Source organism: Actinomadura sp. NPDC000600 (genome assembly GCF_040492135.1).
Classification (GTDB): Bacteria; Actinomycetota; Actinomycetes; order Streptosporangiales; family Streptosporangiaceae; genus Spirillospora.
Genome location: NZ_JBEUPD010000060.1, coordinates 1 through 24,645, shown reverse-complemented (window position 1 = coordinate 24,645; position 24,645 = coordinate 1). Strand labels below are relative to the sequence as shown.

General features: G+C 74.3%; 24 protein-coding genes. 14 read left to right on the top strand and 10 right to left on the bottom strand.

The window, feature by feature from the left end:
- The first annotated feature begins 17 nt into the window (after positions 1 to 17).
- The 3 genes from ABWI07_RS42030 (at position 18) to ABWI07_RS42020 (ending at position 4,231) form a co-directional block, all read left to right on the top strand.
- A complete protein-coding gene (locus ABWI07_RS42030) occupies positions 18 to 1,496 on the top strand; it encodes a glycosyltransferase family 4 protein (protein ID WP_353821958.1) in 1,479 nt (492 codons plus the stop codon).
- Between the two features lie 53 nt (positions 1,497 to 1,549).
- Positions 1,550 to 2,812 (top strand): nucleotide sugar dehydrogenase, encoded by a 1,263-nt coding sequence (locus tag ABWI07_RS42025; RefSeq protein ID WP_235036758.1) that lies wholly within the window; start codon positions 1,550 to 1,552, stop codon positions 2,810 to 2,812.
- A gap of 285 nt (positions 2,813 to 3,097) precedes the next feature.
- The gene (locus ABWI07_RS42020; RefSeq protein ID WP_149259112.1) at positions 3,098 to 4,231 is read left to right on the top strand and encodes a glycosyltransferase family 4 protein; all 1,134 of its coding nucleotides are present in this window, start codon (positions 3,098 to 3,100) and stop codon (positions 4,229 to 4,231) included.
- Between the two features lie 31 nt (positions 4,232 to 4,262).
- Here ABWI07_RS42020 and ABWI07_RS42015 read toward each other — a convergent pair whose 3' ends face one another.
- On the bottom strand, positions 4,263 to 6,362 hold the full coding sequence (locus ABWI07_RS42015) for an outer membrane protein assembly factor BamB family protein (protein WP_160160894.1): 2,100 nt from the start codon (positions 6,360 to 6,362) through the stop codon (positions 4,263 to 4,265).
- A 159-nt stretch (positions 6,363 to 6,521) separates the two neighbouring features.
- Here ABWI07_RS42015 and ABWI07_RS42010 point away from each other — a divergent pair, with 159 nt between their 5' ends.
- From ABWI07_RS42010 to ABWI07_RS41985, 6 genes are all read left to right on the top strand, one after another.
- On the top strand, positions 6,522 to 7,118 hold the full coding sequence (locus ABWI07_RS42010) for an HD domain-containing protein (RefSeq protein ID WP_149259110.1): 597 nt from the start codon (positions 6,522 to 6,524) through the stop codon (positions 7,116 to 7,118).
- A 32-nt stretch (positions 7,119 to 7,150) separates the two neighbouring features.
- Complete coding sequence (locus tag ABWI07_RS42005) at positions 7,151 to 7,648, top strand: SRPBCC family protein (protein ID WP_149259109.1); 498 nt, start codon at positions 7,151 to 7,153, stop codon at positions 7,646 to 7,648.
- Between the two features lie 60 nt (positions 7,649 to 7,708).
- A complete protein-coding gene (locus tag ABWI07_RS42000) occupies positions 7,709 to 8,446 on the top strand; it encodes an acetoacetate decarboxylase family protein (RefSeq protein ID WP_353821957.1) in 738 nt (245 codons plus the stop codon).
- Entirely contained in the window at positions 8,443 to 9,069 is a 627-nt protein-coding gene (locus ABWI07_RS41995) for an SDR family NAD(P)-dependent oxidoreductase (RefSeq protein ID WP_160160892.1), read from the top strand. The genes ABWI07_RS42000 and ABWI07_RS41995 overlap by 4 nt, the downstream gene beginning before the upstream one ends.
- Positions 9,070 to 9,155: 86 nt before the next feature.
- Positions 9,156 to 11,609, top strand: a complete 2,454-nt coding sequence (locus ABWI07_RS41990) for a HelD family protein (RefSeq protein ID WP_353821956.1) — start codon at positions 9,156 to 9,158, stop codon at positions 11,607 to 11,609.
- Between the two features lie 68 nt (positions 11,610 to 11,677).
- On the top strand, positions 11,678 to 12,319 hold the full coding sequence (locus tag ABWI07_RS41985; RefSeq protein WP_353821955.1) for a TetR/AcrR family transcriptional regulator: 642 nt from the start codon (positions 11,678 to 11,680) through the stop codon (positions 12,317 to 12,319).
- Here the strand turns inward: ABWI07_RS41985 and ABWI07_RS41980 are convergent.
- From ABWI07_RS41980 to ABWI07_RS41955, 6 genes are all read right to left on the bottom strand, one after another.
- A complete protein-coding gene (locus tag ABWI07_RS41980; protein WP_500206172.1) occupies positions 12,312 to 13,166 on the bottom strand; it encodes a glycosyltransferase in 855 nt (284 codons plus the stop codon). The two genes, ABWI07_RS41985 and ABWI07_RS41980, sit on opposite strands and share 8 nt — an antisense overlap.
- A gap of 23 nt (positions 13,167 to 13,189) precedes the next feature.
- Complete coding sequence (locus ABWI07_RS41975) at positions 13,190 to 14,098, bottom strand: CDP-alcohol phosphatidyltransferase family protein (RefSeq protein ID WP_353821953.1); 909 nt, start codon at positions 14,096 to 14,098, stop codon at positions 13,190 to 13,192.
- Complete coding sequence (locus ABWI07_RS41970; protein ID WP_200841870.1) at positions 14,088 to 15,143, bottom strand: iron-containing alcohol dehydrogenase family protein; 1,056 nt, start codon at positions 15,141 to 15,143, stop codon at positions 14,088 to 14,090. The genes ABWI07_RS41975 and ABWI07_RS41970 overlap by 11 nt, the downstream gene beginning before the upstream one ends.
- A 66-nt stretch (positions 15,144 to 15,209) precedes the next feature.
- Positions 15,210 to 15,941, bottom strand: a complete 732-nt coding sequence (locus ABWI07_RS41965) for a phosphocholine cytidylyltransferase family protein (RefSeq protein ID WP_149259102.1) — start codon at positions 15,939 to 15,941, stop codon at positions 15,210 to 15,212.
- Positions 15,938 to 16,591: a DUF5941 domain-containing protein gene (locus tag ABWI07_RS41960; RefSeq protein ID WP_353821952.1), complete on the bottom strand. Its 654-nt coding sequence runs from the start codon at positions 16,589 to 16,591 to the stop codon at positions 15,938 to 15,940. The genes ABWI07_RS41965 and ABWI07_RS41960 overlap by 4 nt, the downstream gene beginning before the upstream one ends.
- Positions 16,588 to 17,427, bottom strand: coding sequence for a hypothetical protein (locus tag ABWI07_RS41955; RefSeq protein ID WP_353821951.1), 840 nt, complete (start codon positions 17,425 to 17,427; stop codon positions 16,588 to 16,590). The genes ABWI07_RS41960 and ABWI07_RS41955 overlap by 4 nt, the downstream gene beginning before the upstream one ends.
- A gap of 85 nt (positions 17,428 to 17,512) precedes the next feature.
- On the opposite strand from ABWI07_RS41955, the gene ispD reads away from it, so the two are divergent.
- The gene (gene ispD, locus ABWI07_RS41950) at positions 17,513 to 18,214 is read left to right on the top strand and encodes a 2-C-methyl-D-erythritol 4-phosphate cytidylyltransferase (protein ID WP_149259099.1); all 702 of its coding nucleotides are present in this window, start codon (positions 17,513 to 17,515) and stop codon (positions 18,212 to 18,214) included.
- Positions 18,211 to 18,999, top strand: a complete 789-nt coding sequence (locus ABWI07_RS41945; RefSeq protein ID WP_353821950.1) for a glycerophosphodiester phosphodiesterase — start codon at positions 18,211 to 18,213, stop codon at positions 18,997 to 18,999. The genes ispD and ABWI07_RS41945 overlap by 4 nt, the downstream gene beginning before the upstream one ends.
- Positions 19,000 to 19,057: 58 nt before the next feature.
- On the opposite strand, the gene ABWI07_RS41940 is transcribed toward ABWI07_RS41945, so the two are convergent.
- Positions 19,058 to 19,792 carry a hypothetical protein gene (locus ABWI07_RS41940; protein WP_353821949.1) on the bottom strand — a complete coding sequence of 245 codons (735 nt, stop codon included), beginning with the start codon at positions 19,790 to 19,792 and terminating at the stop codon, positions 19,058 to 19,060.
- 100 nt (positions 19,793 to 19,892) lie between these two features.
- Positions 19,893 to 20,945, bottom strand: a complete 1,053-nt coding sequence (locus ABWI07_RS41935; RefSeq protein ID WP_353821948.1) for a glycosyltransferase family 2 protein — start codon at positions 20,943 to 20,945, stop codon at positions 19,893 to 19,895.
- A 270-nt stretch (positions 20,946 to 21,215) separates the two neighbouring features.
- Here ABWI07_RS41935 and ABWI07_RS41930 point away from each other — a divergent pair, with 270 nt between their 5' ends.
- The 3 genes from ABWI07_RS41930 (at position 21,216) to ABWI07_RS41920 (ending at position 24,453) form a co-directional block, all read left to right on the top strand.
- Positions 21,216 to 22,883, top strand: a complete 1,668-nt coding sequence (locus ABWI07_RS41930; RefSeq protein WP_353821947.1) for an LCP family protein — start codon at positions 21,216 to 21,218, stop codon at positions 22,881 to 22,883.
- Between the two features lie 81 nt (positions 22,884 to 22,964).
- On the top strand, positions 22,965 to 23,771 hold the full coding sequence (locus ABWI07_RS41925) for a thioesterase family protein (RefSeq protein WP_353821946.1): 807 nt from the start codon (positions 22,965 to 22,967) through the stop codon (positions 23,769 to 23,771).
- 106 nt (positions 23,772 to 23,877) lie between these two features.
- Positions 23,878 to 24,453 carry a hypothetical protein gene (locus tag ABWI07_RS41920; protein ID WP_353821945.1) on the top strand — a complete coding sequence of 192 codons (576 nt, stop codon included), beginning with the start codon at positions 23,878 to 23,880 and terminating at the stop codon, positions 24,451 to 24,453.
- 102 nt (positions 24,454 to 24,555) lie between these two features.
- On the opposite strand, the gene ABWI07_RS41915 is transcribed toward ABWI07_RS41920, so the two are convergent.
- A partial coding sequence (locus ABWI07_RS41915) for an acyl-CoA dehydrogenase family protein (protein ID WP_353821960.1) occupies positions 24,556 to 24,645 on the bottom strand: 90 nt, incomplete at its 5' end.

Sequence of the window (24,645 nt, the reverse complement as noted above, 5' to 3'; positions counted from 1 at the left end):
GCCTACCGTCCGGCCTTGTGCCCGACGAACCCGTGAAGAAGACCGTCTACCTGGCCGGACTCGCCTGGCGTCAGCTCCGCGACGACCCGGGGCGGGCGTCCAGGCTCGCCGTGCGGCTGGCCGCCCGGACCCCGCTCGGCGCCCGGCTGCGGCGCTCCCGCCTCGTCGTCCCGAAGCCGCGGGACGTCCAGCGCGAGACCCGGGACCTGCGGATCCTGCTCGCCCAGCCCGCGCCGGCGCGCCGGACGGTCCAGAACGGCTCCGCGGAGCGCGGCGCCGTCGACCACGGGGTGGTCCTGCAGTTCGTGACCAACGCTTTGCCGCGCACGAACGCGGGCTACACCGTGCGGACGCACCGGATCGCCCTCGCCCTGCGCGAGACGGGCCTCGAACCCCACATCGTGACCCGGCTCGGATACCCGCTCAGCCAGGGCCTCGGCGACGCGCGGGCGCGCGTGGACGTCGACGGCGTCCCGTACCACCGGCTGCTGCCCTGGCTCCCGCAGGCCGATCCGCTGGACGCGGTGGCCAAGAGCGCCGACCTCGCCGGACGGCTGGTCCGGGAGCTGCGGCCGTCCGTCCTGCACGCGGTCAGCAACCACCTGAACGCGGCCGTCGCGCTGGAGCTCGGCCACCGCCACGGCCTTCCCGTCGTCTACGAGGTGCGCGGCTTCCTGGAGGACTCCTGGCTCTCCCGCGATCCCGCGCACCGCGAGGACGACGAGTTCTACCGGCTGACCCGCGAGCTGGAGACCCGCCGGATGGCCGAGGCGGACGCGGTCGTCACGCTCGGCGAGGCGATGCGGGCGGAGATCGCGTGTCGCGGCGTCCCCGAGGAGAAGATCTTCACGGTGCCGAACGGGGTGGACGAGGCGTTCCTCGAGCCGCTCCCGGATGCCTCGGACCTGCGCGAACGCCTGGGGATCGACCCCGGCGCCGCGGTCGTGGGCCTCACGTCGTCGTTCTACGGCTACGAGGGCATCGACACGCTCATCGACGCGGCCGCCCTGCTGCGCGGGCGCGGCGCCCCGGTCACGCTGCTGCTCGTCGGGGACGGCCCGGAGCGCGGCGCGCTCGAACGGCGCGCGGCCGAACGCGGCGTCCACGCCGTGTTCACCGGCCGGGTGCCGATGGAGTCCGTTCGCCGCTACCACGCCGTCCTCGATGTCTTCGCGGTTCCGCGCCGGGCGGACCGGGTGTGCCAGTTGGTGACGCCTCTGAAACCGATCGAGGCCATGGCGGGGGGAATCCCCGTTATAGCCAGTGATGTCAAGGCTCTCCGCGAAATCGTGGAACCGGGCGTGACGGGGGCGTTAACAGTTCCGGAAGACCCGGAAGCCTGGGCGAATTGTCTGGAAGACCTGGCTTACAGTCCCGAAAGGAGACAGAAAATCGGGCGGTCGGCCCGTGAATGGGTCGCGGCGGAACGCACCTGGCGCGCCGTGACGGCCGGATACCGGGCCGCGTACCGCTTCGCTCTCCACCAGAGCACATAGACACGCCAAGCACACAGATACGCCAAGCACATGGATCGAAGGGAGCCGGCCGCGTGGATCTCGTGGTCATCGGACTCGGCTACGTGGGACTGCCGCTCGTGCGGGAGGCCTGCCGGGCCGGCCTGCGGGTCGGCGGGCTCGACCTCGACGCGCGCGTGGTCGCCGGCCTCAAGGCCGGGCTGTCGCACGTCGACGACGTGTCGCCGGCCGAGGTCGAGAAGATGCTGCAGGCGGGGTTCGCCCCGAGCCTGCACGAGGACGTCCTGGACGGCGCCCGCACCGTGGTCATCTGCGTCCCGACGCCGCTCTCGCCGGAGGGCGGGCCGGACCTGACCGCGGTGCGCGGCGCGGCCGAGACCGTCGCCCGGCACCTGGAGCCCGGGACGCTGGTGGTGCTGGAGTCGACCACCTACCCGGGCACCACCGAGGAGGTCGTCCGGCCGATCCTGGAGACGTCCGGCCTGGTCGCCGGGGAGGAGTTCCACCTGGCGTTCTCGCCGGAGCGGATCGACCCCGGCAACCCCGTCTACGGCGTCCGCAACACCCCGAAGATCGTCGGCGGGCTGACGCCGGCCTGCGCGTCGGCGGCGTCGTCGTTCTACGGCAAGTTCGTCGACCGGGTCGTGGAGGCCAAGGGGACGCGCGAGGCCGAGATGGCCAAGCTGCTGGAGAACACCTACCGGCACGTCAACATCGCGCTGGTCAACGAGATGGCGGTGTTCTGCAACGAGCTCGGCATCGACCTGTGGGACGCCATCGACTGCGCGGCCACCAAGCCGTTCGGGTTCCAGGCGTTCCGCCCGGGGCCGGGCGTCGGCGGGCACTGCATCCCGATCGACCCGAACTACCTGTCCTACAAGGTCCGCTCGCTGGGCTACCCGTTCCGGTTCGTCGAGCTGGCCCAGGAGATCAACGACCGGATGCCCCGCTACGTGGCGGAACGCGCCCAGCAGCTCCTCAACCGGGAGGGCCGCGCGCTCAAGGGCGCCAGGGTCCTGCTGCTCGGCGTCACCTACAAGGCCGACATCGCCGACCAGCGCGAGTCGCCGGCGCGCCCCGTGGCGCGGCGGCTGGCCCGCCTCGGCGCCGACCTGTCGTTCCACGACCCGTTCGTCGCCTCGTGGGAGGTGGACGGCGCCCCGGTGCCGTCGGCCGGCGAGGACCTGGTCGCCGCGCTGGAGGCGTCCGACCTGGCGATCGTCCTGGCCGACCACGCCGCCTACGACGCGGCGACGCTGTCCCGGCACGCGCGGCTGCTGTTCGACACCCGCGGCCGGACCCGCAACGTCCAGCAGGACACCGTCGAGCTCCTCTGAGCATCGGTGGCGCCGGGGCTTTCTCGACATCGAGTTCTCCGGCGCCGCCGAGCCTCTTTGCACCGCCGAGACTTCCAGGGCAAGCGGACTTCTCCGGCGAACGGGATTCTTTGCCAGGGATTTTCCGTCCGGCGGAGGCATCCCTGACCGGCGGACGGCCCTATCAGTCAAGGACGAGTCGCCCGGCAGCGTCCATGCCCAGGCCAGCCGGAATTCATCGGCAATTTCCATCCGGGACCAAGAATCACCGGTGATGGTCGATTCGGACATTGCGGAGTGAGTGTGATGCGGGTCTGCGTTTGCACGGTCGTGCACCACCCCGAGGACGCGCGCATTCTGCATCGGCAGATACGCGCCCTCCTCGACGCCGGTCACGAGGTCACCTACATCGCCCCGTTCCGGGCGTGCAACGCGACCCCGTGGCGGCACATCAGCCCGGTGGACGTCCCGCGCGCCACCGGACGGCGCCGGATCCGGGCCCTCCGCGCCGCCCACCGCGCGCTCGCCGAGCACGCCGCGTACGCCGACGTCATCCTCCTGCACGACCCCGAGCTGCTGGTGTCGCTGCCCCGCGAGGTGCAGGGGCGGACGGTCGTCTGGGACGTCCACGAGGACACCGCCGCCGCCCTCTCCGCCAAGGGCTGGGTGCCCGGACCGGCCCGTCCCCTGCTGCGCCCGGCCGTCCACCATCTGGAGCGGCGCAGCGAGCGGCGGCACCGGCTGCTGCTCGCCGAGGAGGGCTACCGGGCCCGGTTCCGCGGGGAGCACCCGGTCGTGCCCAACACCACCTACGTCTCCGACGTGCCGCCCGGACCGCCGGACGGCCGCCGCGCCGTCTACGTCGGGCAGCTGTCGCGGGCGCGCGGCGCCCTCGACATGATCGAGATGGCCCGGACCCTGGCCGCCGAGGGCGTGCTGGTCGAGCTGATCGGCGCGGCCGACGCCGACGTCCGGGGCGCGCTGCGGGACGCGCAGCGCGAGGGGATCGTCCGCTGGTACGGGTTCGTCCCGAACGACCGGGCGCTGCGCATCGCCGAGGGCGCGATGGCAGGGCTGGCGCTGCTGCACGACGAGCCGAACTACCGGCACTCGATGCCGACGAAGGTCGTCGAGTACATGGCCCGCGGCATCCCGGTGATCAGCACGCCGAACCCGCCCGCCGTGGAGATCATCGAGCCCGCCGACTGCGGGCTGATCGTCCCGTTCGAGGCGCCGGAGGCCGCCGCCAAGGCCGTCCTGCGGCTGCGGGACGACCCCGGCCTGCGCGCGGGGCTCGGCAAGCGCGGCTACGAGGCCGCCCGCGAGCGGTTCCACTGGCCCGTCCACGCCGAACGGTTCGTCGCCCAACTGGAGGCGTGGGCGGGCCGCTCCTCCCTGGTCGCCCCGGAACCGGAGCCGGAGCCCGTCCCCGAGTTCTGAGCCGCCCCGGCCCGCGGCCGCCCGGCCGCGTTCAGGAGCCGGACTCGGACATGTGGCGCAGGCGGTAGGCGACCGAGCGGGCGATGCGGGCGGCGGCGCCCGGCGGCCGGTTCGCCTCGACCATCACGACGCACCGGCCCACCCGCAGCGCGATCATCCCGGCGGTCGGGCCGATCTCGTAGGCCTCGTCGCCGCCGATGTCGCGGCGCCGCCTGACCTGCGCCTGCGCGGCCTGGAGCGTCCCCAGCATCCGCGACGCCGCCTCGTCGGTGTCGGCGACCCAGCGGACGCTCACCGTGAGGCCGGTGACCACCGCCTCCTGGCCGCCGTCCGGGTCCGGACCGTCCGTCTTCGAGCCGCTCTTCTTCGGATCGTCCTTTCGCGGGCCGTCCTTGCCGGAGTTCGGGACGGCCTCCTGCCCCGCCGAGGGACGCGGCGACGCCGAGCCCGTCGCGCTCGGCTTCGGCTCGGGGGACTTCCGCCCGCCGGCCCGCGCCCGCCCGCCGCGGGGCTCGTACGTGCAGGAAACCGGGTGCGGGAGGCGCACCGTCCCGACGGACGCGCGGCTCGGCTCGGGGGCGTGGCCGGCCATCCGCACCGCCGCCAGGTCGGGCTTCTTGAGCAGGGCGCACGCGTCCGGCCAGTCCTCCTCCGGCACGCCGCCGAGCTCCGGCGGCCCCGTCCCGGTGAGCCCGCCGCGCAGGGCGACCAGCCGGGCCCCGCCGTCCGGGCGCGGCGCCGCCTGCGGGAGCGCCGCGTACAGCAGCCCGCCCGCGGCCGCCAGCCACGGCCGGACGCCCGGCAGGTCCGGGTCCATCGAGAAGGGGGCGGGCGCGGTCGTGGTGCTCCCGTCGCCGGGCTCCACGATGTCGACCCCCGCGGGCAGCAGGCGCTCCGAAAGCCGCGGGCGCAGCGCGAACACCTGCCCGCCGGCCTGCGCGAGCGCGGCGTAGGCGGGCACGTCGCGGCTCCACTCGACCCGCCCGGAGCGCACGTCCACCGCCTCCATGCGGGCCCCGTCGGCGCCGCCCCCCTCGGTGCTCTTCTCCTCGGCGCCGTTCTCTCCTGTGCCGCTTCCGTCAGGGCCGCTTCCGTCAGGGCCGCTTCCGTCGGGGCCGTCCTCTTCGGGGCCGGTCCCGTCCGGGTGGTAGACGACCACGAGCCGGCCCGCCGCCAGCACGCCCGGGCACATCAGGTCGCCGCACACGCCGTCGCCCTTCCAGGCGCCGAACTGGCGGCCGCCGTCGTCGAACGCGCGCAGGGCCGTCCCGTCCGAGACGAGCGTCACGCCCTCCAGCATCGACACCTCGGGCGACTCCCGGGAGCCGAGCCGCCGGTCCCAGCGCACGAGGCCCTTCGTGGGATCGACCGCCAGCAGCCGGCTGCGATGCCCCGTGTCGCCGCCCGGGTCGCCGCCGCGATCGCCGCGGGAGTCCGCGCAGCGCAGGCCCAGCGCGGCGAGATCCTCCCGGCCGTCGGACGGGTGCGCCCCGCCCTCGAACAGCCGGCAGCCGCGCGGCAGGGCCAGCCGCCACACCCGGTTCCCCGTCACGGCCGAGACCCCGAAGAGCGTCCTGCGCCCCTCGTCGGTGGTGAGCAGCACGTCGGACCCGGCGGGCCAGCGCAGCGTCGTCCGGGAGACCGCGGCGGGCCGCTCGTCCTCGCGCCGCCACAGCAGCCCGCCCGACAGCGCGTCGAACGCGATGAGCGCCCGGTCGCCGCGGTCGCCGTCCCGCTCGAAGTAGGCGACGACGCGCGACCCCGTGGACGTCCAGCCGAGCAGGGACCACCCGGCGCGGCGGTAGCTCCAGCGCGCGGCGCCGGTGCGCGCGTCCCGCACCTCGATCCCGTGCCCGGACGCCGTCACGACCTGTCCCCGCGCGACCTGGTAGGCGACGCCGTCGTAGCCGGCGACGGAACCGCGGTGCGCCCGCGTCGTCCGCTCCCAGCTCACCGCGAGGGGGCCCGGCGGCGGGCCCGCCTCGCTCTGCGGCGCCACGGGCGCCCCGGTCACGGTGTGGCGGACCTGCCACCACTCGGCGCGCAGGACGTAGGTGTCGACGAGGACGACGCAGAGCGCGACGGCGACGACCCCGGAAAGCAGCCCGAGCGCGACGCGGACCCTGCCCACGGACTCCGGTCGGCCCTCAGGCCGCTGCCGGCTCCCGACCACGACCGCGCCGCCTCCCCCCACGTACCGTACTGACAAGGACTGTGCTCAAAAGGACGACACCCACCATGCCCTGTGCGGGGCTCCCGCGCGACACGGCCGGAAAGAACGGAGCGACCCGTGGAGGTCTTCACCCGCTGGCACGCCTGGGAGACGGCCCGGGCGGACATCGCCGCGTCCGGCTCGGACGTGGACCTGGACGGCCTGGACCGGGCCGTCTCCGCCGCCGTGCGCTGGCACGGCGACCAGCGGCGGCCGACCGGCGCCCCCTACGTCGAGCACCTGCTGGAGGCCCTCGAAGTGCTCGTGCGCGGGGCGGGGGTGACGGCGCCCGCCGTCCTGTCCGCCGCGGTCCTGCACGACGTCGTGGAGGACACGCCCGCCTCCCTCGCCGACGTGGAGGCCGAGTTCGGCCCGGAGGTGACCGAGCTGGTCGACTGGGTCACCAAGCCGCCCGCCGGCGGGGCCGGACGCCAGGCCAAGCGCGCCGCCAAGGCCGCCTACCTGCGGCGCCTGCGGGACGCCCCGCGCGAGGCGGTCCTGGTCAAGCTCGCCGACCGCGCCAGCAACGTGCAGACCCTCGACGCGATGGCGCCGGACTTCCAGCGCCGCTACTACGCCGAGACCCTGACCTACATCGTCCCGCTGGCCGAGCCCGAGCCCTGGTTCCGGGCCTGGTACGCGGACTGGAGGCGGCATTTCGCCCACCTCCAGTGACCCGCCGGTCATGTAGTGGGAGGATGCAGGCCATGGAACGCGAGTGGGTCGTCGAGGAGAGCGTGGTCGTCGCCGCGCCGGTGCGGGACGTCTACGCGGCGGTCGCGGATCCGCGGCGGATGGGCGACTGGAGCCCGGAGGTGTTCGCGACCTGGGTGCGCGGGCGCGCGATCCGGCCGGGGACGAGGTTCGTCGGGTTCAACCGCGCGGGCTGGCGCGTGTGGTTTACCACGTGCCAGGTGAGCGCGGCGGTCCCCGGGGAGGTGTTCGCCTTCCGGGTGTCGAGCTTCGGGATCCCCGTGGCGCTGTGGGGCTACCGGTTCGAGGACGTCACCCAGGACCCGGCCGCGCCCCGGACCCGGCTCACCGAGTACTGGGAGGACCAGCGCCGCGACCACCGCGGCGCGGCGTTCGTCTCGCTGCTCGGCAAGGTCTTCACCGGCGTCCCGGCCGAGGGGCGCGCCGAGGTCAACCGCAAGGGCATGCGCGCCACGCTCGACCGGATGCGGACGGCCCTCGAGAAGGGCTGACCACCGCGGGCCGCGGGTCGGTCCTTGGCAGCAAAACGAGAACCTGTTCTACTTAGCGGTGTGACAACCACCGCCCAGGCGCACGCGATCCAGGGGGAGCGGGTCACCCTCCCGGTGCGGATCCGCGACGCCGCCGTCGCCTCGGCCATGTTCGCCGTGCCCGCCGGCGCGGCCCGGGACGTCATCGCCTACTCCGGGCTCGACGTCGCCGAGCCGCTGCCAGGCCGGGCCATCTGCTCGCTGGCCTTCGTCCGGTACGCGGACGGGGACCTCGGCCCCTACCACGAGTTCGCCGTCGCCTTCCTGGTGCGCCCGCCCGGCGCGGCGCCGCCGCAGGGGGTGCTCGACCGGCTGCGCGGGATCGGGGCGTTCATCCACTGGCTGCCGGTCAACCAGGAGTTCACGCTGGAGGCCGGACGGACGATCTGGGGCTTCCCCAAGGAGATCGCCGACATCCCCATGGACCTCGCCGGGCGTGTGAAGCGCTGCGCGGTGCGGATCGGCGGGCGGACGGTGATCGAGGTCGCGGTCCGGCCGGGCCTGCCGATGCCGGCCGGGGCGGGCGCCCCGAGCGTCGACGCCTACTCCTGCCTGGACGGCGTGACGCGCCGGACCCCGTGGACGCTCACACCGTCCGATGTCCGGACCCGGCCGGGCGGCGCGAAGGTCGTCCTGGGCGACCACCCGGTGGCCGACGAGCTGCGCGGCCTCGGGCTCGACCGGGCGCGGGCCCTGTCCACCAGCACCGTCGGGCATCTGGAGATGGTCTTCCAGGGCGCCGAGGAGGTGCGCACGTGAGGCGGACGGCGCTGGTGACCGGCGCCGCGCGCGGGCTCGGCGCCGCGGCGGCTCGGCGGCTGGCCGCGGCGGCGTGGGACGTCGTCGCGGTGGACGTGGACGAACTCGGCCTCGCCAAGACGGCGCATCGCTCCCCCAACACCCACGTGCGGGTGTGCGACGTCACCGACCCCGACGCCGTCGCGGAGGTGCTGGCGATGACCGGCCCCGTGCACCGCGTCGTCCACGCCGCGTCCGCCGCGTCGGCCGGGCCGGTGCTCGCGCAGCCGCTCCACGAGGTGGAGCACGTCCTGCGGACGAACGTCCTCGGCGCCGTCCACATCGTCCGGGCGACGCTGCCGGGCATGCTGGAGCGCCGCGCCGGGGAGCTGTTCCTCTGCCCGGACGCCTCGGGCCCGCCGGAGAGCCCGTCCGCCGCCGCAGTGGCCGCCTACTCCGACGTGCTGTTCGCCGAGCACGGCGGGCGGGGCGTGGCGCTGCGCTGCGTCCACGCGGCGGCCGGGACGCCGCACGGCGCCGTCCTCGACGCCATGGACCGCTCGCTGGCGCGTCCCGCCGCGGACGTCCACGTACGGGTCGGGCCGGCCCGCCGGCCGCTCCTCCCGGCGCTCGCCCGACGCTGAACGCCGGCTGGACCGCATAAGCTGTCTCTTCGCCTTCGAGGTGCCGGGACGTCCCCGGCCCGACCCACGCGCGAGGAGCAGCCTGCATGTCGTCCCAGGCCAACGGGCGGCCGACCGGTCCCGGCGGCACGGTGAAGGATCGGGAGATCGCCGCCGAGCAGCGCTACGTCGACACCGCCTACGCGCGGCTGGAGGAGATGCGCGCGGACGCCCAGGCCATGATCCGCGAGGGCTACCGCCAGTCGCTCGCCGGCACCAAGGGCTCACTCGTCGACCGGGACGCGATGGTCCACCAGGCGGCGCTGCGCGTCCAGGCCCTCGACATCGCCGACGACGGCCTGGTGTTCGGCCGGCTCGACCTGGCCTCCCGCGAGGTCCGCTACATCGGCCGCGTCGGCGTCCGGACCAGCGAGCACGACTCCCTCGTCATCGACTGGCGGGCGCCCGCCGCCGAGGACTTCTACCGCGCCACCCCCGAGGACCCGCGCGGCGTCGTGCGCCGCCGCGTCCTGCACTCCCGCGGCCACACCGTGGTCGACCTGGAGGACGACCTGCTCGACCCGGAGGCCTCCGAGGGGATGACCGTCGTCGGCGACGGCGCGTTCCTCGCCTCGCTCGCCCGCACCCGCGAGGGCGCCATGCGCGACATCGTGGCGACCATCCAGCGGGAGCAGGACGAGGTGATCCGCGCCCCCGCCGACGGCACCGTCCTGGTGCGCGGCGCCCCCGGCACCGGCAAGACCGCCGTCGCGCTGCACCGCGTCGCCTACCTGCTGTTCCGGCACCGCCGCCGGTTCGGCTCGCGCGGCGTCCTCGTCGTCGGCCCGAACCGCCGGTTCACCGCCTACATCGAGCGGGTGCTGCCGTCGCTCGGCGAGGGCTCGGCGACGCTCCGCTCGCTCGGCGACCTCGTCGAGGGCGCCGCCGCGACCGTCCACGACCCGCCGCGGCTCGCCCGCGCCAAGGGCTCCGAGGCGATGGCGGCGGTGCTGCGGCGCGCCGTCGCCGACCAGGCGCCCGGCGCCCCCGAGGAGTTGCGCGTCGTGTTCAAGGGCGTCGTCGTCTCGCTCGACCGCGCCCGCCTCGACCGCATCAGGAACGAGGTCCACCGGCGCAGCCGCGGCAGCGTGAACGCCGCGCGCGGCCGGGCCGCGGAGATGCTGCTGGACGCCCTCTGGCGCCGCTTCGGCGAGGTCGGGGGCCCCGAGGCCGCCGAGGCCGAGGAGGGCGCCGAGGCGGGCCTGTGGAACGCGATCCTCGCCGCCGACGGCCTCGCCTCCCTCGACGAGGAGCCGGCGCGCGGCCACGCCGGCGGGAACGGGAACGGCGACCCCAAGCGCGCCCAGTTCGACGCGCGGGTCCGCGAGCAGCGCGCCTTCACCGACTTCCTCGTCGCCTGGTGGCCGATCCGGCGCCCGCTGGACGTGCTGCGCTCGCTCGGCGACCCGGCCCGGCTGCGCCGCGCCGCCGGACGCGACCTCGACCGCGCCGACGTCGAGCCGGTCGCCGCGTCCTGGGCCGGGGAGGACGCGGCGCTCAGCTACCAGGACGTCGCCCTGCTGGACGAGATCGACGCGCTGCTCGGCTCCCCGCCCCGCCCGTCCCGCCGCCGCAAGGCCCCGTCCGAGGACGACCCGTTCGTGGTGGACGGCGTCAACATCCTCACCGGCGAGGAGGTCGTGGACGAGACGTGGGAGCCGGAGATGCAGGAGCTCACCACGTCCATCGAGCGGCTGGAGCGCTCGCGCCGGGTCGACGACGGCGTGGTGGAGGACCGCCCCGAGTACGCGCACCTCGTCGTCGACGAGGCGCAGGACCTGTCCCCCATGCAGTGGCGGATGCTCGGCCGCCGCGGCCGCCAGGCGAGCTGGACGATCGTCGAGGACCCGGCCCAGAGCGCCTGGGAGGACCTCGCCGCCGCCCGGCGGGCGATGGAGGCCGCGCTCGGCGGCGAGCGCCCCGCGTCCCGGGGCCGCCGCCGGACCCGCAAGGCGCCCCCGCCGCGCGTCCGGCACGAGTACGAGCTGACCACGAACTACCGCAACTCCACCGAGATCGCGGCGGTCTCCGCGCGGGTGCTCGCCCGTGCGCTGCCGGAGGCGAGACCGGCCCGCGCCGTCCGCACGTCGGGGCTCGAGCCCGTCGTCCGGGTCGTCCCGGAATCCGGTCTCGGCTCCGCCGCCCGTGCCGCCGTCGAGGAGCTGCTCGGCCAGGTCGAGGGCACCATCGGCCTGATCGTCCCGCTCTCCCTGGAGGAGTCCGGCGCCCAGGCCGCGCTGTTCGGCGAGCCGGCCACCGCCTGGGGCCCCGCCGACCGCGACCGGCTCGGCGCGGGCCTGCCCGAGCGCGTCCACGTCCTGGACGTCCTGGAGGCCAAGGGCCTGGAGTTCGACGCGGCGGTGATCGTGGGACCCGAGACCGTCGCCGCCCAGTCCCCGCGCGGCCTGCGCGTGCTGTACGTGGCGGTGTCGCGCGCCACGCAGCGCCTGACCGTCCTCACCGCCGACCCGGAGTGGAAGGCCACCCTGCTCACCGACTGAGCCCCCCTCGCCCGTTCCGCTCGGAGTTAGGCTGACGCTGCCCCATCCGCACGGGTGAACGGAGACCGATGAGCGGCCGCAATCCCGCACCCAGGCGCAGCTACGCAGGCCGGTCGGCCGAGGAGCGCCGCGCGGAGCGGCGCGAGCGCCTGCTGGCCGCCGGGCTCGAGCTGTTCGGGACGCGCGGCTACGCGGCGACGTCCATCGAGCGGCTGTGCGCGACGGCGAGCGTGTCGACCCGCAACTTCTACGAGGAGTTCTCCGGGCGCGAGGAGCTGCTCACCACCCTGCACCGGACCGTCAACGACCGCGCCGCCGAGGCCGTGTCCGCCGCGTACGCTCAGGCGGCGGGCGCCGACCTGGCGACCCGCGTGGAGCGCGCCGTCCGCGCGTTCGTCACCGTCACCGCCAGCGACCCGCGCTGGGCGCGCATCGCGTTCGTCGAGGTGATCGGCGTCAGCGCCGGCCTGGAGGGGCACCGCCTCCGCTGGCGCGGCCGGTGGGAGGACGCGATGCTCGCCATGATCCGCGAGGCCGCCGCCCGCGGCGAGGCCGTCGACCGCGACCACCGCCTCACGATGATCGCCGTCATCGGCGCCGTGAACAACCTCGTCCACCACTGGTCCGCCCGCGACCAGGACGTCCCCCTGGACGCCATAACCGCCGAACTCACCCACCTGATCCTCGCCGCCGTCACAACCCCTAGATGATCGGGGGGCGGCCTGTTCGGGTCATGCGCCAGGCGGTGCGGTAGGAGATGGGGCGGCGGGGGCCCGCGGGTTTGCGCCAGCCTTCCAGGAAGCCCTTGAACCAGGGCTTGAGGGCGCTCGGCTTGCGCTCGCGGAGGACGGTCATGCCGACCCAGACGGCGAGGTAGGTGAGCGCCAGCGGCCACGGCAGGTTGCGGCGGGCCAGCCAGACGCGGTTGCGGGCGTTGTAGCGGTAGAACATGGCGTGCCGCGTCGGCAGGACGGCGGGGTGGAACATCACCGCCGAGGCGTCGTAGACGATGCGGTAGCCGGCGTTGAGGATCTGCCAGGCGAGGTCGGTCTCCTCGTGGGCGTAGAAGAAGTCCTCCGGGAGGCCGCCGCCGGCGTCGAACGCGGCGCGGCGGATCGCGCAGGCGCCGCCGAGGAACGTGGTGGCGGCGGACGAGCGCTCCGGGTCGCCCGCGCGCAGCCGGGGGACGTGCCGGCGCTCGCCGCGCCCGCCCTCGGGGTCGCGGACGCGGAACGAGACGACGCCGAGGTCGGGTTCGGCGGAGAACCGGTCGCGCAGGTGGGCGCCGAGGCGGGGCGAGCGGTACCAGCCGTCGTCGTCCAGGAACAGGATGACGTCGCCGCAGGACGCCTCCACGCCCCGGTTGCGGCCGCCGGGGATGCCGAGGTTCTTCGGCAGGCTGAGGGTCTTGACGCGCTCGTCGTCGAACGGCGGCGCGCCCGCCGCCGCGCCGACGGGGTCGACCCCGTTGCCGACGAGGACGACCTCGACGTCCACGTGCTCCTGCTCCAGGGCGCTGCGGACGGCGCGGGCCAGCTCCTCGGGCCGGTTGCCCATGGTGAGGACGACGACGGACAGTTTCACTTCAGCCTCCGGGAGGCCAGGATGCTGACCAGGTGCAGCAGGGTCTGCACGACGGCGACGGCGGCGACCGCGACCATCAGGACGCGGACCGCGACCGGGTCGTCCGCGCCGGTCAGCCTGTCGATCACGGCGGCGGCGAGGATCAGCAGCGACAGCTCGACCGCGCCGATGATTCGGTGGAAGCGCAGCATGGACGCCGCCTGCCGGGCCAGCGCGATGCCGGTGGAGCGGGGGCGCAGCGCGCGGTCGCCGCCGGTCGGGTCGGCGGGCAGCCCGGACTTGGCGCGGGCGACGACGACGTTGTCGGTCTCCGCCTTGATCAGCGCGGCGCCGAGCGCGGCGAGCAGGCCGAGCTCGACCCAGCCGCCGTTCTCCCAGCCGCCCTGTGCCATGAAGCCGAGCCCGGCGAGCAGCGACACCTCGGAGAGGTAGTGGCCGATCCGGTCGAGGAACACCCCGGCGACCGACGTCTGCCTCAGGTAGCGGGCGACCTCGCCGTCGACGCAGTCGAGCAGCAGGTAGACCTGGATGAGGAACGCCCCGGCGAGCGCCGTCCACAGCGGGTCGGCGGGCAGCGACACCGCGACGCCGGCGAGGACGCCGCTGAGCATCATCAGGTAGGTCAGCTGGTTGGGGCTGAACCCGAGGCGCAGCGAGATCCACGCGAAGTACGGGGACAGGTCGCGCATGTAGAGGCGGCCGGCCCAGTGCTCCTCGTTGCGCCGGTCCTTCAGGCCGGGCGGCTGGCCGTACCGGCGGATGTCGGCGACCTTCGCGCCCTTGCGGTGCGGCCGGTGGTCGTCACCGGGCGGCTCCGCGGAGCCGGGCGGCTCGGCGGTGCCGGGTCGCTCGGGGGAGCCGGGGGGCTGCGTGGAAGGGTTCTGCCCGGACAGCTCAGCCTCCATGGGCCTGGACATACTCGTGCACCGCCTTGCGGGTCTCGCCCTCGTCGAGGCTGAGGTGTTCCAAGATCGTATAGCGGCCGGGCCGGGTGTGCGGGGCGTACTGCACCGCCTCCGCGAACTGCTCGGCGGTCAGCCCGACGTCGGCCGGGAAGCGGGGCAGCCCGTGCCGGCCGAGGCAGGCGAGGATCTCTTCGAGCCGGTCCTCCCCCGCGCCGAGCCGGGTGGCGCGCAGGTGGTAGCAGAACGCGGCGCCGATGCCGGCCAGCTCGCCGTGGTTGCCGGTGTCCGGGAAGAGCTGGTCGATGGCGTGCAGGATCTCGTGGTCGCCGCCGGACGCCGGGCGGGAGTCGCCCGCGAACGCCATCGCCATCCCCGAGAGCACCAGACCCTCGGCGAGGACGGTGAGGAACCGGTCCGAGTCGATGGAGCCGGGCTGGTGCAGCAGGGCCTCGGCGGCGGTGCGCGCCACGGTGAGCGCCATCCGGTCGACCCGCTCGCCGCACTCGTCGGCGGCGAGGAGCCAGTCCTCCACGGCGGAGAAGTTGCTCACCACGTCGCCGATCCCGGCGCGGACGAGCCGGTCGGGCGCCGCGTGCACGTAGTCGAGGTCGACGATCATCGCCAGCGGCATCACGACGCCGAACGAGCCCTTGCCCTTGTCGTGGACGAGGGAGGCGACCGGCGAGCAGATGCCGTCGTGCGACAGGTTCGTGGCGACCGACACCATCGGGATGCCCGACAGCGTCGCCGCGTACTTGGTGGCGTCGATCGTCCGGCCGCCGCCGATGCCGACGACCGCCTCGTAGGACCCGGCGCGCAGCCGGGAGCCCAGGCTGACCGCCGCCTCCACGGTGCCGCCCTCGACGTGGAACACCTCGCAGGACGACAGGGACGGCCGGACGTGCTCGGCGATCTGGTCGCCCTGGCCGGGGCCGACGGCGATCGCGACGCGCCCCTCGGTGACGATCCGCCTGTCGGCGAGCAGCTCGCCGAGGCTCGCCACGGCGCCGCGCCGCACGTCGATGGAGAGCGGCGCGTTCAGCATCCGCGTCAGCAGGGGCATGGGCCTCCTCGCGTCGTGGCGTGCCTGCGGTCAGTTCGTGCCGTGCGGTCAGTAGCCCTTGGCGATCCGGCGGGCCTTCTCCAGGTCGTCGTGGTTGTCGACCTCGACCCAGTCGACCTCGCCGATCGGCGCGACGCCGATGCGGCCGCCGCGGTTCACGAGTTCCTGGTAGCCGTCCTCGTAGTAGAGGTCGGGGTCGCGCTCCCAGGTGGCCTTGAGCGCGTCGGCCAGGGGCCCGGCCGCGGCGGGCTCGATCAGGGTGGCGCCGATGTACTCGCCGTTCGCGGTGGCGGGGTCCATGAGCTTGGTGATGGTCTTCAGGTGGCCCTCACCGTCGAGGATCACCTTCATCTCCTCGTCGGCGAGAGTTTTCACGTCGTCCACCGCCAGGAGGATGTCCGGTCCGCGGTTCGCCAATAGTGTCTTCTCGACGCCCACCGGATGGACCGTGTCGCCGTTGACCATCAGGACGCCCTTGGTGAAGTACTGCCGAGCGAGCCACATGGAGTAGGCGTTGTTCCACTCCTCGGCCTTGTCGTTGTGGACGAGCGTGAGCGACACGCCGTACCGCTCCTCGAGGGCGGCCTTGCGGTCGTGCACGGCGTCCGCGCAGTAGCCGACGACGATGACGACGTCGGTCAGCCCGACCTCGGCGAGGTTGCCGAGGGCGATGTCGAGGATGGTGGTCTCGCCGTCCACGGGGACCAGGGCCTTGGGGAGGGTGTCGGTGTACGGCCGCAGCCTCCGGCCCGCGCCCGCCGCCAGCACCATGCCGATCATGCTCTCTTCTCCCTCTCGCCGTGGGGCCCGTCCCCCACACCCTCGGACAACTTCTTCGTCAGGTCGACCATCACTCCGCCGGCGCGGCCGTGCCGCGCCCACGTGGCGGCGCTCTCTCCGCCGGACAACACGCCAAGGTAGGCGGCCAGCGCCGCGTACGCGAACGGAAGCGGCGCGAGCAGCCCGGCGAAGGCCGTGAACAGCATCCGGCCCTCCCAGCCGAGCCCGGCGAGGCGGACCCAACGCGGCGGCCGGCGCCCCTGGCGGGTGCGGTAGGCGGCGTCGTAGTGGTGGAGCGCGAGAACCGTGAGCAGCACGTAGACGAGCGGCACCGGAACTGCCCGCGCATCCCCCAACACGGCGAGGTAACCATACTCGATCCCGCGCAGAATGGGCGGAACCAGCCAGTCCAGCCGCCCGGTGTGCGGGTGGTCGGACGCGGGTCCGGCCAGCAGCAGCACGACGAGCGGGGCGAACACCGCCGGTTCGGGGCCGATCCGCGTCCCGGGCTGGGGCCCGACCGCGAGCAGGACGCCGGTCGCCGCCGCCGCCAGCACGGTGAACGGCAGCGGCGGGAGCCGTCCGCCCGCCGTCCGCCCGAGGGCGCGCGACAGCGGACCGTCGTCGCGGTACACCCGCACCGCCGTCATGGCGAGAGCGACCTCGCCACCCGCCCGGCCAGGGTCGCCGCGGCGGCGGCCGACCCCCACGCGAGCAGGGCGGCGAACGTCAGCCGCGCGTCGGCGAGGGCCGCGGTGAGCGAGATCAGCGCGAACCGCTCGCCGAGCGGCAGCCGGAGGCTCTTGGCGGCGCGCCGTGCGGCCCTGCCCCGCTGGGACAGGGCGCGCGGGGAAGTACCGCGCGGGGACGGGCGGGAGCGGCGCGCGGGCCTGCTCGCAGAGTAGGAGGCCGAGACCGTGTGGCGGACGGCCAGCAGCGCCGCCGCGCCGACCGCGAGCCACCACGCGTCCTTCGCGGAGGCCTCACCGGAGGCACCGGCGGCGCCGACCGCCAGGCCCGCGTAGACGGCGAGTTCCTTGACCCGGTCGAGGACGGCGTCCGGCCGGACGGCGAAAGGGCTCGCCCGGCGGCCGAGGACCGCGCCGGCCTGCCCGAGGACGAGCGAGGCGGCCAGCAGCAGCGCGCCCGCGACGAGGCCGTGGCGCGCGCCGTCGGAGAACCACACCGCCGCCAGGCCCGCGAGCGCGAGCGAGGACGCCGACACGGCGCCGGCGGTGAGCCCGCGCTCGTCGGCCCAGCGGGCGACGAGCGCGCCGCAGGGACCGGTCACGTAGCCGGCGACGAGGCCCTCACCGGGCTCGGCGCGACCGCGCGGCCGCGCTCCCTCGTCGTCGAGGGGGTCCGCGGCGTCGACGGGGTCCACAGAGTCCACGACGTGGGCGGCCTCTCGATCCGGGCGGGCGACCGCGGGGTGGTCCGGTACGTTGAGCGTGACCGGCCGCTCACGCGCGGGCGCCTGATCCATCGGTGCCTCCGGGCCGGTCGGAGAAGCAGAGTAAGTGCAAAGCGTAGTGGCTCCAGTACTCGGAGTCAGGGAATCCCGGAGAGAGATGGCGACGCGGACGGTTGCGGTGGTGCTCGCCGGCGGGGTCGGCGAGCGCATGGGCGCCGGGCGCCCCAAACAGCTCATGGAGGTCGGCGGGCGGCCGATCCTGGCGCACGCGATCGGGGCGTTCGACGCGCATCCGGGGATCGGCGAGGTCGTGGTCGTGATGGCGGCCGGGCACCTGCGCGAGGCCGCCGTGATCGCCGCGCCGTTCCGCAAGACGGCGGCGGTGATCGAGGGCGGCGCGACCCGGACCGCGTCCACGGTGGCGGCGCTGCGCCTGCTGGAGGACCGCCCCGACGACGTCCGCGTCCTGTTCCACGACGCGGCCCGCCCCTTCGTCGACCGCCCGGTCATCGACCGCGTGCTGGACGCGCTGGACGCCTGCGAGGCCGTCGCGGTCGGCGTGCCCTCGGCCGACACGATCGTGGTGGTCGAGGACGGGACGGTCGCGTCGATGCCGCCGCGCGAGACGCTGAGCCGGTTCCAGACGCCGCAGGGGTTCCGGCTCGGCACGATCCGCAAGGCCTACGAGCTCGCCCTCGCCGACCCGGACCTGCGCGCCACCGACGACTGCGGGATCGTGCACCGCTACCTGCCGGACGTCCCGATCCGGGTCGTCGCGGGCAGCGAGCGCAACCTCAAGGTCACCCAGCCGCTCGACGCCGTCATCGCCGAACATCTCGCCAGCGAGGAAGCACCTTGATCTTCGAGAACACCCCCACCGTCATCGGCCACCGCGGGCTCGGCTCGGGCGAGATCACCCCGCCCGGGGCGCAGGAGCCCGTCGCCGAGAACACGCTGCCCTCGATGCTCGCCGCGGTCGACGCGGGCCTGTCCTGGGTCGAGATCGACGTGACGCGGACCGCCGACGACGTCCTCGTGCTGCGGCACGACCCGACGACCGTGGACGGCGACCACCTGGTCGACCTGCCCGCGACCGCGAGCGGCCTCCCGCGGCTCACCGAGATCTTCGACGCGCTGCCGGCGGACGTGGCGGTGGACGTGGACGTGAAGACCGTCCTCGAGGACGCGCTGGACGAGCCGTCCCGCCGCACGGGGGCGCTGCTGGCGCCGGTGCTGAGGCGGGAGGCGAAGCGGCGCCGGCTGCTCGTCACCTCGTTCGACCCGTCGCTGCTGATGTTCCTGCGGGAGGAGGTCCCCGGCGTCCCGCTCGGGCTGCTGACGTGGCTGCGGTTCCCGCTGTGGCACGCCGTCCCGGCCGCGGCGGGCCTCGGCATGGACGTCGTGGCCGTGCACACCGGGTCGTGCGGCATCGAGCACCCCGACACTCGGCTGCGGCCGCTGGAGCACTGCGTCGACATCGCGCACAAGGCGGGCCTGGAGGCGATCGCCTGGTGCCCGTCCGCCGAGGCCGCCCCGACGTACGCGGAGGCCGGGTTCGACGCGATGGTGGTCAACGACGTCCCCGGCGTGCTCGCGGCCGTCCAGCCGTCGGCGGCCGCGCCCGGGGCCGACGCCCCCGCCTGACGCCCCGCCTGACGACCGCGCCAGACAGCGGCCGGGGGCGGCCCCGGGCGGCGGGGAGTCAGCTCGGGCGGTTGCCGCCGTACATCTGCGTCCACTCGCCCGGCGGCTCGTCGTCCTCCGAGCCGCTCTTGGCGGGCGGCTCGGACGGCCGGTCCTCGCTGGACCGGGCAGGCGGCAGCGGAGGCGGGTTGGAGCCGGCCGGCTGGGCGGGCGGCTGCCCGTACTGCGGCGGGCTCTGCCAGGACGGGGACTGCCCCGGCCCGGGAGGCTGCTGGGGCGCCCCCATGGGCGCCGGACCGCCGTGCATGGGCGGCGGACCCATCGGTGCGGGCGGCGGGCCGCCGAACTGCGGCGCGGCGGCGGCCGCCTTCCGGGACTTCCACCGCGAGGGCGCGAGCGAGGCGACCAGGAGAGCGACGCCCAGCAGCAGGAAGATGCCATAGGCGGCGAGCGTCGTGTAGCCGAGGAAGAGCCTGTAGCCAAGCAGGTCGCGTCCGGAGTGCTCGAACGCGAAGCGCGGCGCCGCGACCCAGATGGCCCCCACCGCCGCGTACACGGCCCCGGGGACGAGGGAGGCGAGCGGCGAGACGCGCGAGCCGGCGACCAGACCGATCAGCACCGCCGCCGCCAGGAGTACCGCGGCGCCGATCCACCGGTCCGAGCCGCCCCGGATCGTGAAGACCCGGAAGAACTCCGAGAACTTGGTCGTGCTGTACACCAGGCACAGCGCGACGACCGGGGTCACCACGAGCCCGATCAGCACCCCGAGGCCGTGGCGTGCTCCGTTGGACATGGACACCTCCGAACAGCGGCGGGCGAGATCCCGCCAAACCTAACGGTCGGACGTGCCCGGCACCACGGGGGTTCGAGGAAGATCGTGTATTTCTGTCCCGCTACTGAATGGATTCGCCGGGTTTGACCGGGGCGGGCTGGCCGAGCCGCGGCGGGCTGGTCAGGAACCCGACGCCCCAGGTCACATGCATGGTGGCGAACACGAGCGGGAGCCGGATCCAGGCCGACAGCGGCAGCCCGCGCCCCTCCACGGCGGCGCCGGCGATCATCGCGGCCGCGTACCCGCCGGGCAGGATCCAGCCCGGCCAGAACCCGAACAGCCCCGCGACCGCGCCCGCCGCCATCGCCACGACGGCGATCGGCGGGGCGAGGTAGCGCAGGTTCAGCGTGCCCTGGTGCTCGCGCCCCACGACGCGCCGCCAGCGCCCGGTGTGGAAGTACTGCTTGGCGAGGGCCCGCAGGTTGGGCCGGGGCCGGTAGGTGACGCGCATCCGGGGCGTGAAGTAGATCCGGCCGCCGGTCTGCCGGATGCGGTGGTTCATCTCCCAGTCCTGCGCGCGGGTGAACGTCTCGTCGTAGCCGCCGACGCGGTCGAGCGCGCTGCGGCGGAACGTGCCGAGGTAGACGGTCTCCACCTCGCCCGCCTCGCCGCCGGTGTGGAAGCGGGCGTTGCCGACGCCGAGCTTGGAGGTCATCGCGCGCGCCACGGCCTTCTCGAACGGGGTGACGCCCTCGGCCGCCATGATCCCGCCGACGTTGTCGGCGCCGGTCTCCTCCATCGTCTCGACGGCGGCCCGCACGTAGTCGGCGGGCAGCAGCGAGTGCCCGTCCACCCGGACGATGATCGAGTACTGCGACGCCTTGATCGCGATGTTGAGGCCCTGCGGGGTGCGCCCGGTCGGGTTCGCGACGACGATGACGCGCGGGTCCTCGGTGGCGAGCTTGCGCGCGATCTCCTCGGTGCGGTCGCGGGACGGCCCGATGGCGAGCACGAGCTCCAGCTCGCCGGGGTAGTCCTGGCTGAGGATGCGGCGCACGGCGTCGGTCAGGTGGCGCTCCTCGTTGAGGACGGGCATCACGACCGAGACGGCGGGCCACGTGCGCTGACCGGAGTCGGGAAGGGGCTTCACGGCGTAGCGGGTTTCCTGGTTCATGGCGCGCTGGGCATGGGGAGACGAATTCATGTGGGCTCGCGGGCGCACCCGTCCGGCGGACCGGAGTGAGGCGCCCCTTCCTCTCTCTTGCTCGCTTGTCTGACGCAGCCCACGCCACCCAGGTTTGCGTGCGGGCCGCCGGGGTGTGGTCAAGACGGCGCCACGTTACTGCAAGGACACGACGTCCAGGTAGCGAACGGACGGGTGTCCCCCACTTTAGAGTGGTGTGGACTCGCGTCAGCACGTGATCATCGGGAGGCGGCGGCCGGCATGGCAGACGGGCAGGACTCGGGCCGCGGCGACGCGGACCCCCTGGAGCGCTACTTCCGGCCTCGTCCGGGCGCCCACGCGGCCGACGACGACGGCGACATCGAGGGCGTGACCATCGACGGGATGCCCGCTCCCCGCGTCCCGGTGGAGAGCCCGCGCGGGCCGCGCCGGCCGGGCCGGGGGCTGAGCCCGCGGGCGGCGGTGAGCGCGCGGCGGCAGAAGCGCTTCCTCACCCTCACCGGGACGGCGTCGGCGTTCGTCCTGCTCACCTCGGGCGGGGCGTGGGCGTTCCAGAACTACGTCACCGGCATGATCGACAAGGTGTCGGTCGGCGGCCTCGGCAAGGGCAAGGACACGCCGAAGGGCGCGATGACGATCCTGGTGGCGGGCGTCGACCGGCGCCAGGGGCTGACCAAGGAGCAGCAGAAGGCGGCCAAGCTCGGGCACGAGCCGGGCGAGCGCTCCGACACGATGATGCTGGTGCACGTGTCCCGCGACCACGACAGCGTGTCGGTGGTGAGCCTGCCGCGCGACTCCTACGTGACGATCCCCGGGCACAAGTCGAACGGGTCGGAGGGCGCCAAGGGGACGCGGGTCCCGGCGCGTCCCGGCAAGCTCACCTGGGCCTACCAGTTCGGGGGGCCCGACCTCACCGTGAGCACGATCAAGCAGGCGACCGGCGTGTCCATCGACCACTACGTCGAGGTGAACTTCTACGGGTTCGTGCACATGGTGGACGCGCTCGGCGGCGTGGACGTGTGCACCGAGCAGGCCATCGACGACAAGAAGAGCGGCCTGCGGCTCCCCGCCGGCAAGTCGCACGTGGACGGCCTGAAGGCGCTCGCGTTCGCCCGTGCCCGCTACTCGCTGACGGGCGGCAGCGACCTCGGCCGCATCGACCGGCAGCAGCAGTTCATCGCGTCGATGATGAAGCAGGCGCTGTCGACCAGGACGCTCGGCGACCCGGTCAAGTCCACGAAGTTCCTGAACGCCTCGCTGAAGTCGCTGCGCGTGGACGAGAAGCTCGCCGACAACCTGCCCGGGCTCGCCGACCAGATGAAGAACCTGTCGACCGACGACCTCACGTTCGCGAAGGTGCCGCTGTCGAACCCGGGCTACAACGCCGTGCTGTGGAACTCGCCGTCGCCGCAGTCGACCGTCCAGTGGGACCAGCACAAGGCGCGCGACCTGTTCACCCGGCTCCGCCGCGACCAGCCGCTCGCGGCGGAGACCCCCAAGCCGAGCGCCACGCCGACGAAGAAGGCCGGAGACGAGCTGACGGTGCCGCCGGACGAGATCTCCGTCCGCGTCCTCAACGCGATCGGCACCCGCGGCCTCGCGACCCAGGCGGGCGGCCAGCTCCGCAAGGCGGGCTTCAAGGTGAGCGTCGCGCCGGGCGTGGCGCGGCGCGGGCAGCAGACGACCCAGATCCTGTACGGGCCGAAGCGGGAGGACTCGGCCAAGACCCTCGCGGCCGCGATCCCGGACGCCAAGCTGAAGAAGGTCTCCTCGCTCGGCTCCCAGATCCAGGTGATGGTCGGCGCGGACTGGGACGGGTCCGACTGGGCGGGCGTGAAGGACGTCGAGGTGAAGGACTCCCCGAGCGCGTCGCCGTCGCCGGGCTCGGCGATCGAGACCGGCACGGCCACCCAGAAGCTCTGCGGCTGAGCGGCCCGCCGCCCGCCGCCGCCCCCGCGGCCGCCCCGCCTTCTAGAATGCTTTTCTAGTCACGAGCGGGGAGGAAGCAGCATGGGCGAGGACGTGCCGGCCGGGGCCTTCTACGAGCCGGCCGGCGAGGGGCGGTTCGCCAGCACGCCCGCCACGGCGGGGCCCTGGTCGCCGGGGCTCCAGCACGGGGGGCCGGTGTCGGCCCTCATCGGGCGGGCCTTCGAGCGGCACGACCCCGTCCCCGGCGGCCGCGTGGCGCGGGTGACCGTCGAGATCCTCAGTCCGGTGCCCGTGGCGGAACTGGACGTCAGCGTGCGCGTGGTCCGTCCCGGCAGGAGGGTCGCCTTCCTCGAAGGCGAGATCGCGCACGAGGGGCGGACGGTCGTCCGCGCCTCCGCGTGGCGGATCATGGCGGCCCCCGCGCGGCTGGAGCCGGTCGCGCACGCGCCGGCGCCGCCGCCGCTGCCCGAGACCCCGCGGCCGTTCGGGGAATGGCCGGGCGTGCACATGGACGGCTACCTGTCCGCGATGGAGTGGCGGCTCGTCCGCGGCGCCTTCGGCGAGCCCGGTCCGGGGACGGTCTGGGCGCGCTCGCGGATCCCCCTGGTGGCCGGCGAGGCCGACACCCCCCTCGTCCGCGCGCTGACGCTCGCCGACAGCGCCTCCGGCGTCGGCAGCCAGCTCGACCTGGCCAAATGGCTGATCATCAACACCGACGTGACCGTGGCGCTGCACCGCGACCCCGTCGGCGAGTGGCTCTGCCTCGACGCGTCGCTGGACGCCGCCCCGGGCGGCAGCGCGCTGTGCCGGGGCACGCTCGCCGACCGGTCCGGCGAGCTCGGCGGCGTCCTGCAGACCCTCCTCGTGGACGAGCGCCCGTCCGGCTGAACACACCTCCTGAGCTGGAACGACACACTGAGTGATCACTCTGCTACAGTGAGTGGCGCCCGGGGCGACAGTGAACAGAGTTCCGACCTCGTCAGGAGTGCAGAGAATGTCCACAAGGATTCCCGGCCTGCTCGCCGCGACCGCCGCGGTCTCGGTCGCCCTCACCGGCGTCGCCGCCGCGAGCGACCCGAGCACCGCGCCGCCGCCGGCCCCGAACCCCGCGTTCGATACGAACCCGGCATATGACATCAACCCGGCGTACGGCCTGAACCCGTCGTACGACGGGTCGTCGGAGAACGCGGCGCCCCGCCCGAGGTCGGCGGACCCCGAGCCGCGGGCGGACGAGAAGCCGAAGCACAAGTCCAAGCACAAGTCGAAGGCCAAGCCGGAGCCCAAGTCGGAGGCCAAGGACGGCACCGACCTGAAGGCCTGCGAGGACGCAGAGTGCCAGGTCGAGGTCAAGGACGGCCAGACGATCACGCTCGACCCCAAGTACGGGATGGCCCCGATGCACATCAAGATCGAGGGCAACCAGCTGACCTTCACCGCCCGCGGCCGGCACGGGACGATGACCGCCTCGCTGAACACGGACGGGCCCAGCTCCGGCACCTACAACGGCATCACGCTGCGGCCGCACCGGGGCAAGGACGGAAACGTCATCCTCGACATCTCGCACGCCTGAGCCTTCCCGCGCAGGCGAGCCGCTCGCACGCACGAGCCGAGCCGACGGGGCGGGCCGCATGGCCCGCCCCCACGGCCGTCCAGGGCGCTGCTCGGGGGCGCGCTACTTGAGGAGCTGGCGGGCCATGACCATGCGCTGGATCTGGTTGGTGCCCTCGTAGATCTGGGTGATCTTGGCGTCGCGCATCATCCG

What these genes read in the sequence shown, in the direction of transcription:
- ABWI07_RS42020 (WP_149259112.1), top strand. Translation starts at nt 3,098, where the DNA reads ATGCGGGTCTGCGTTTGCACGGTCGTGCACCACCCCGAGGACGCGCGC.
- ABWI07_RS42005 (WP_149259109.1), top strand. Translation starts at nt 7,151, where the DNA reads ATGGAACGCGAGTGGGTCGTCGAGGAGAGCGTGGTCGTCGCCGCGCCG.
- ABWI07_RS41990 (WP_353821956.1), top strand. Translation starts at nt 9,156, where the DNA reads ATGTCGTCCCAGGCCAACGGGCGGCCGACCGGTCCCGGCGGCACGGTG.
- ABWI07_RS41985 (WP_353821955.1), top strand. Translation starts at nt 11,678, where the DNA reads ATGAGCGGCCGCAATCCCGCACCCAGGCGCAGCTACGCAGGCCGGTCG.
- ABWI07_RS41980 (WP_500206172.1), bottom strand. Translation starts at nt 13,166, where the DNA reads ATGGGCAACCGGCCCGAGGAGCTGGCCCGCGCCGTCCGCAGCGCCCTG.
- ABWI07_RS41975 (WP_353821953.1), bottom strand. Translation starts at nt 14,098, where the DNA reads ATGGAGGCTGAGCTGTCCGGGCAGAACCCTTCCACGCAGCCCCCCGGC.
- ABWI07_RS41970 (WP_200841870.1), bottom strand. Translation starts at nt 15,143, where the DNA reads ATGCTGAACGCGCCGCTCTCCATCGACGTGCGGCGCGGCGCCGTGGCG.
- ABWI07_RS41965 (WP_149259102.1), bottom strand. Translation starts at nt 15,941, where the DNA reads ATGATCGGCATGGTGCTGGCGGCGGGCGCGGGCCGGAGGCTGCGGCCG.
- ABWI07_RS41960 (WP_353821952.1), bottom strand. Translation starts at nt 16,591, where the DNA reads ATGACGGCGGTGCGGGTGTACCGCGACGACGGTCCGCTGTCGCGCGCC.
- ABWI07_RS41955 (WP_353821951.1), bottom strand. Translation starts at nt 17,427, where the DNA reads ATGGATCAGGCGCCCGCGCGTGAGCGGCCGGTCACGCTCAACGTACCG.
- ispD (WP_149259099.1), top strand. Translation starts at nt 17,513, where the DNA reads ATGGCGACGCGGACGGTTGCGGTGGTGCTCGCCGGCGGGGTCGGCGAG.
- ABWI07_RS41940 (WP_353821949.1), bottom strand. Translation starts at nt 19,792, where the DNA reads ATGTCCAACGGAGCACGCCACGGCCTCGGGGTGCTGATCGGGCTCGTG.
- ABWI07_RS41935 (WP_353821948.1), bottom strand. Translation starts at nt 20,945, where the DNA reads ATGAACCAGGAAACCCGCTACGCCGTGAAGCCCCTTCCCGACTCCGGT.
- ABWI07_RS41930 (WP_353821947.1), top strand. Translation starts at nt 21,216, where the DNA reads ATGGCAGACGGGCAGGACTCGGGCCGCGGCGACGCGGACCCCCTGGAG.
- ABWI07_RS41925 (WP_353821946.1), top strand. Translation starts at nt 22,965, where the DNA reads ATGGGCGAGGACGTGCCGGCCGGGGCCTTCTACGAGCCGGCCGGCGAG.
- ABWI07_RS41920 (WP_353821945.1), top strand. Translation starts at nt 23,878, where the DNA reads ATGTCCACAAGGATTCCCGGCCTGCTCGCCGCGACCGCCGCGGTCTCG.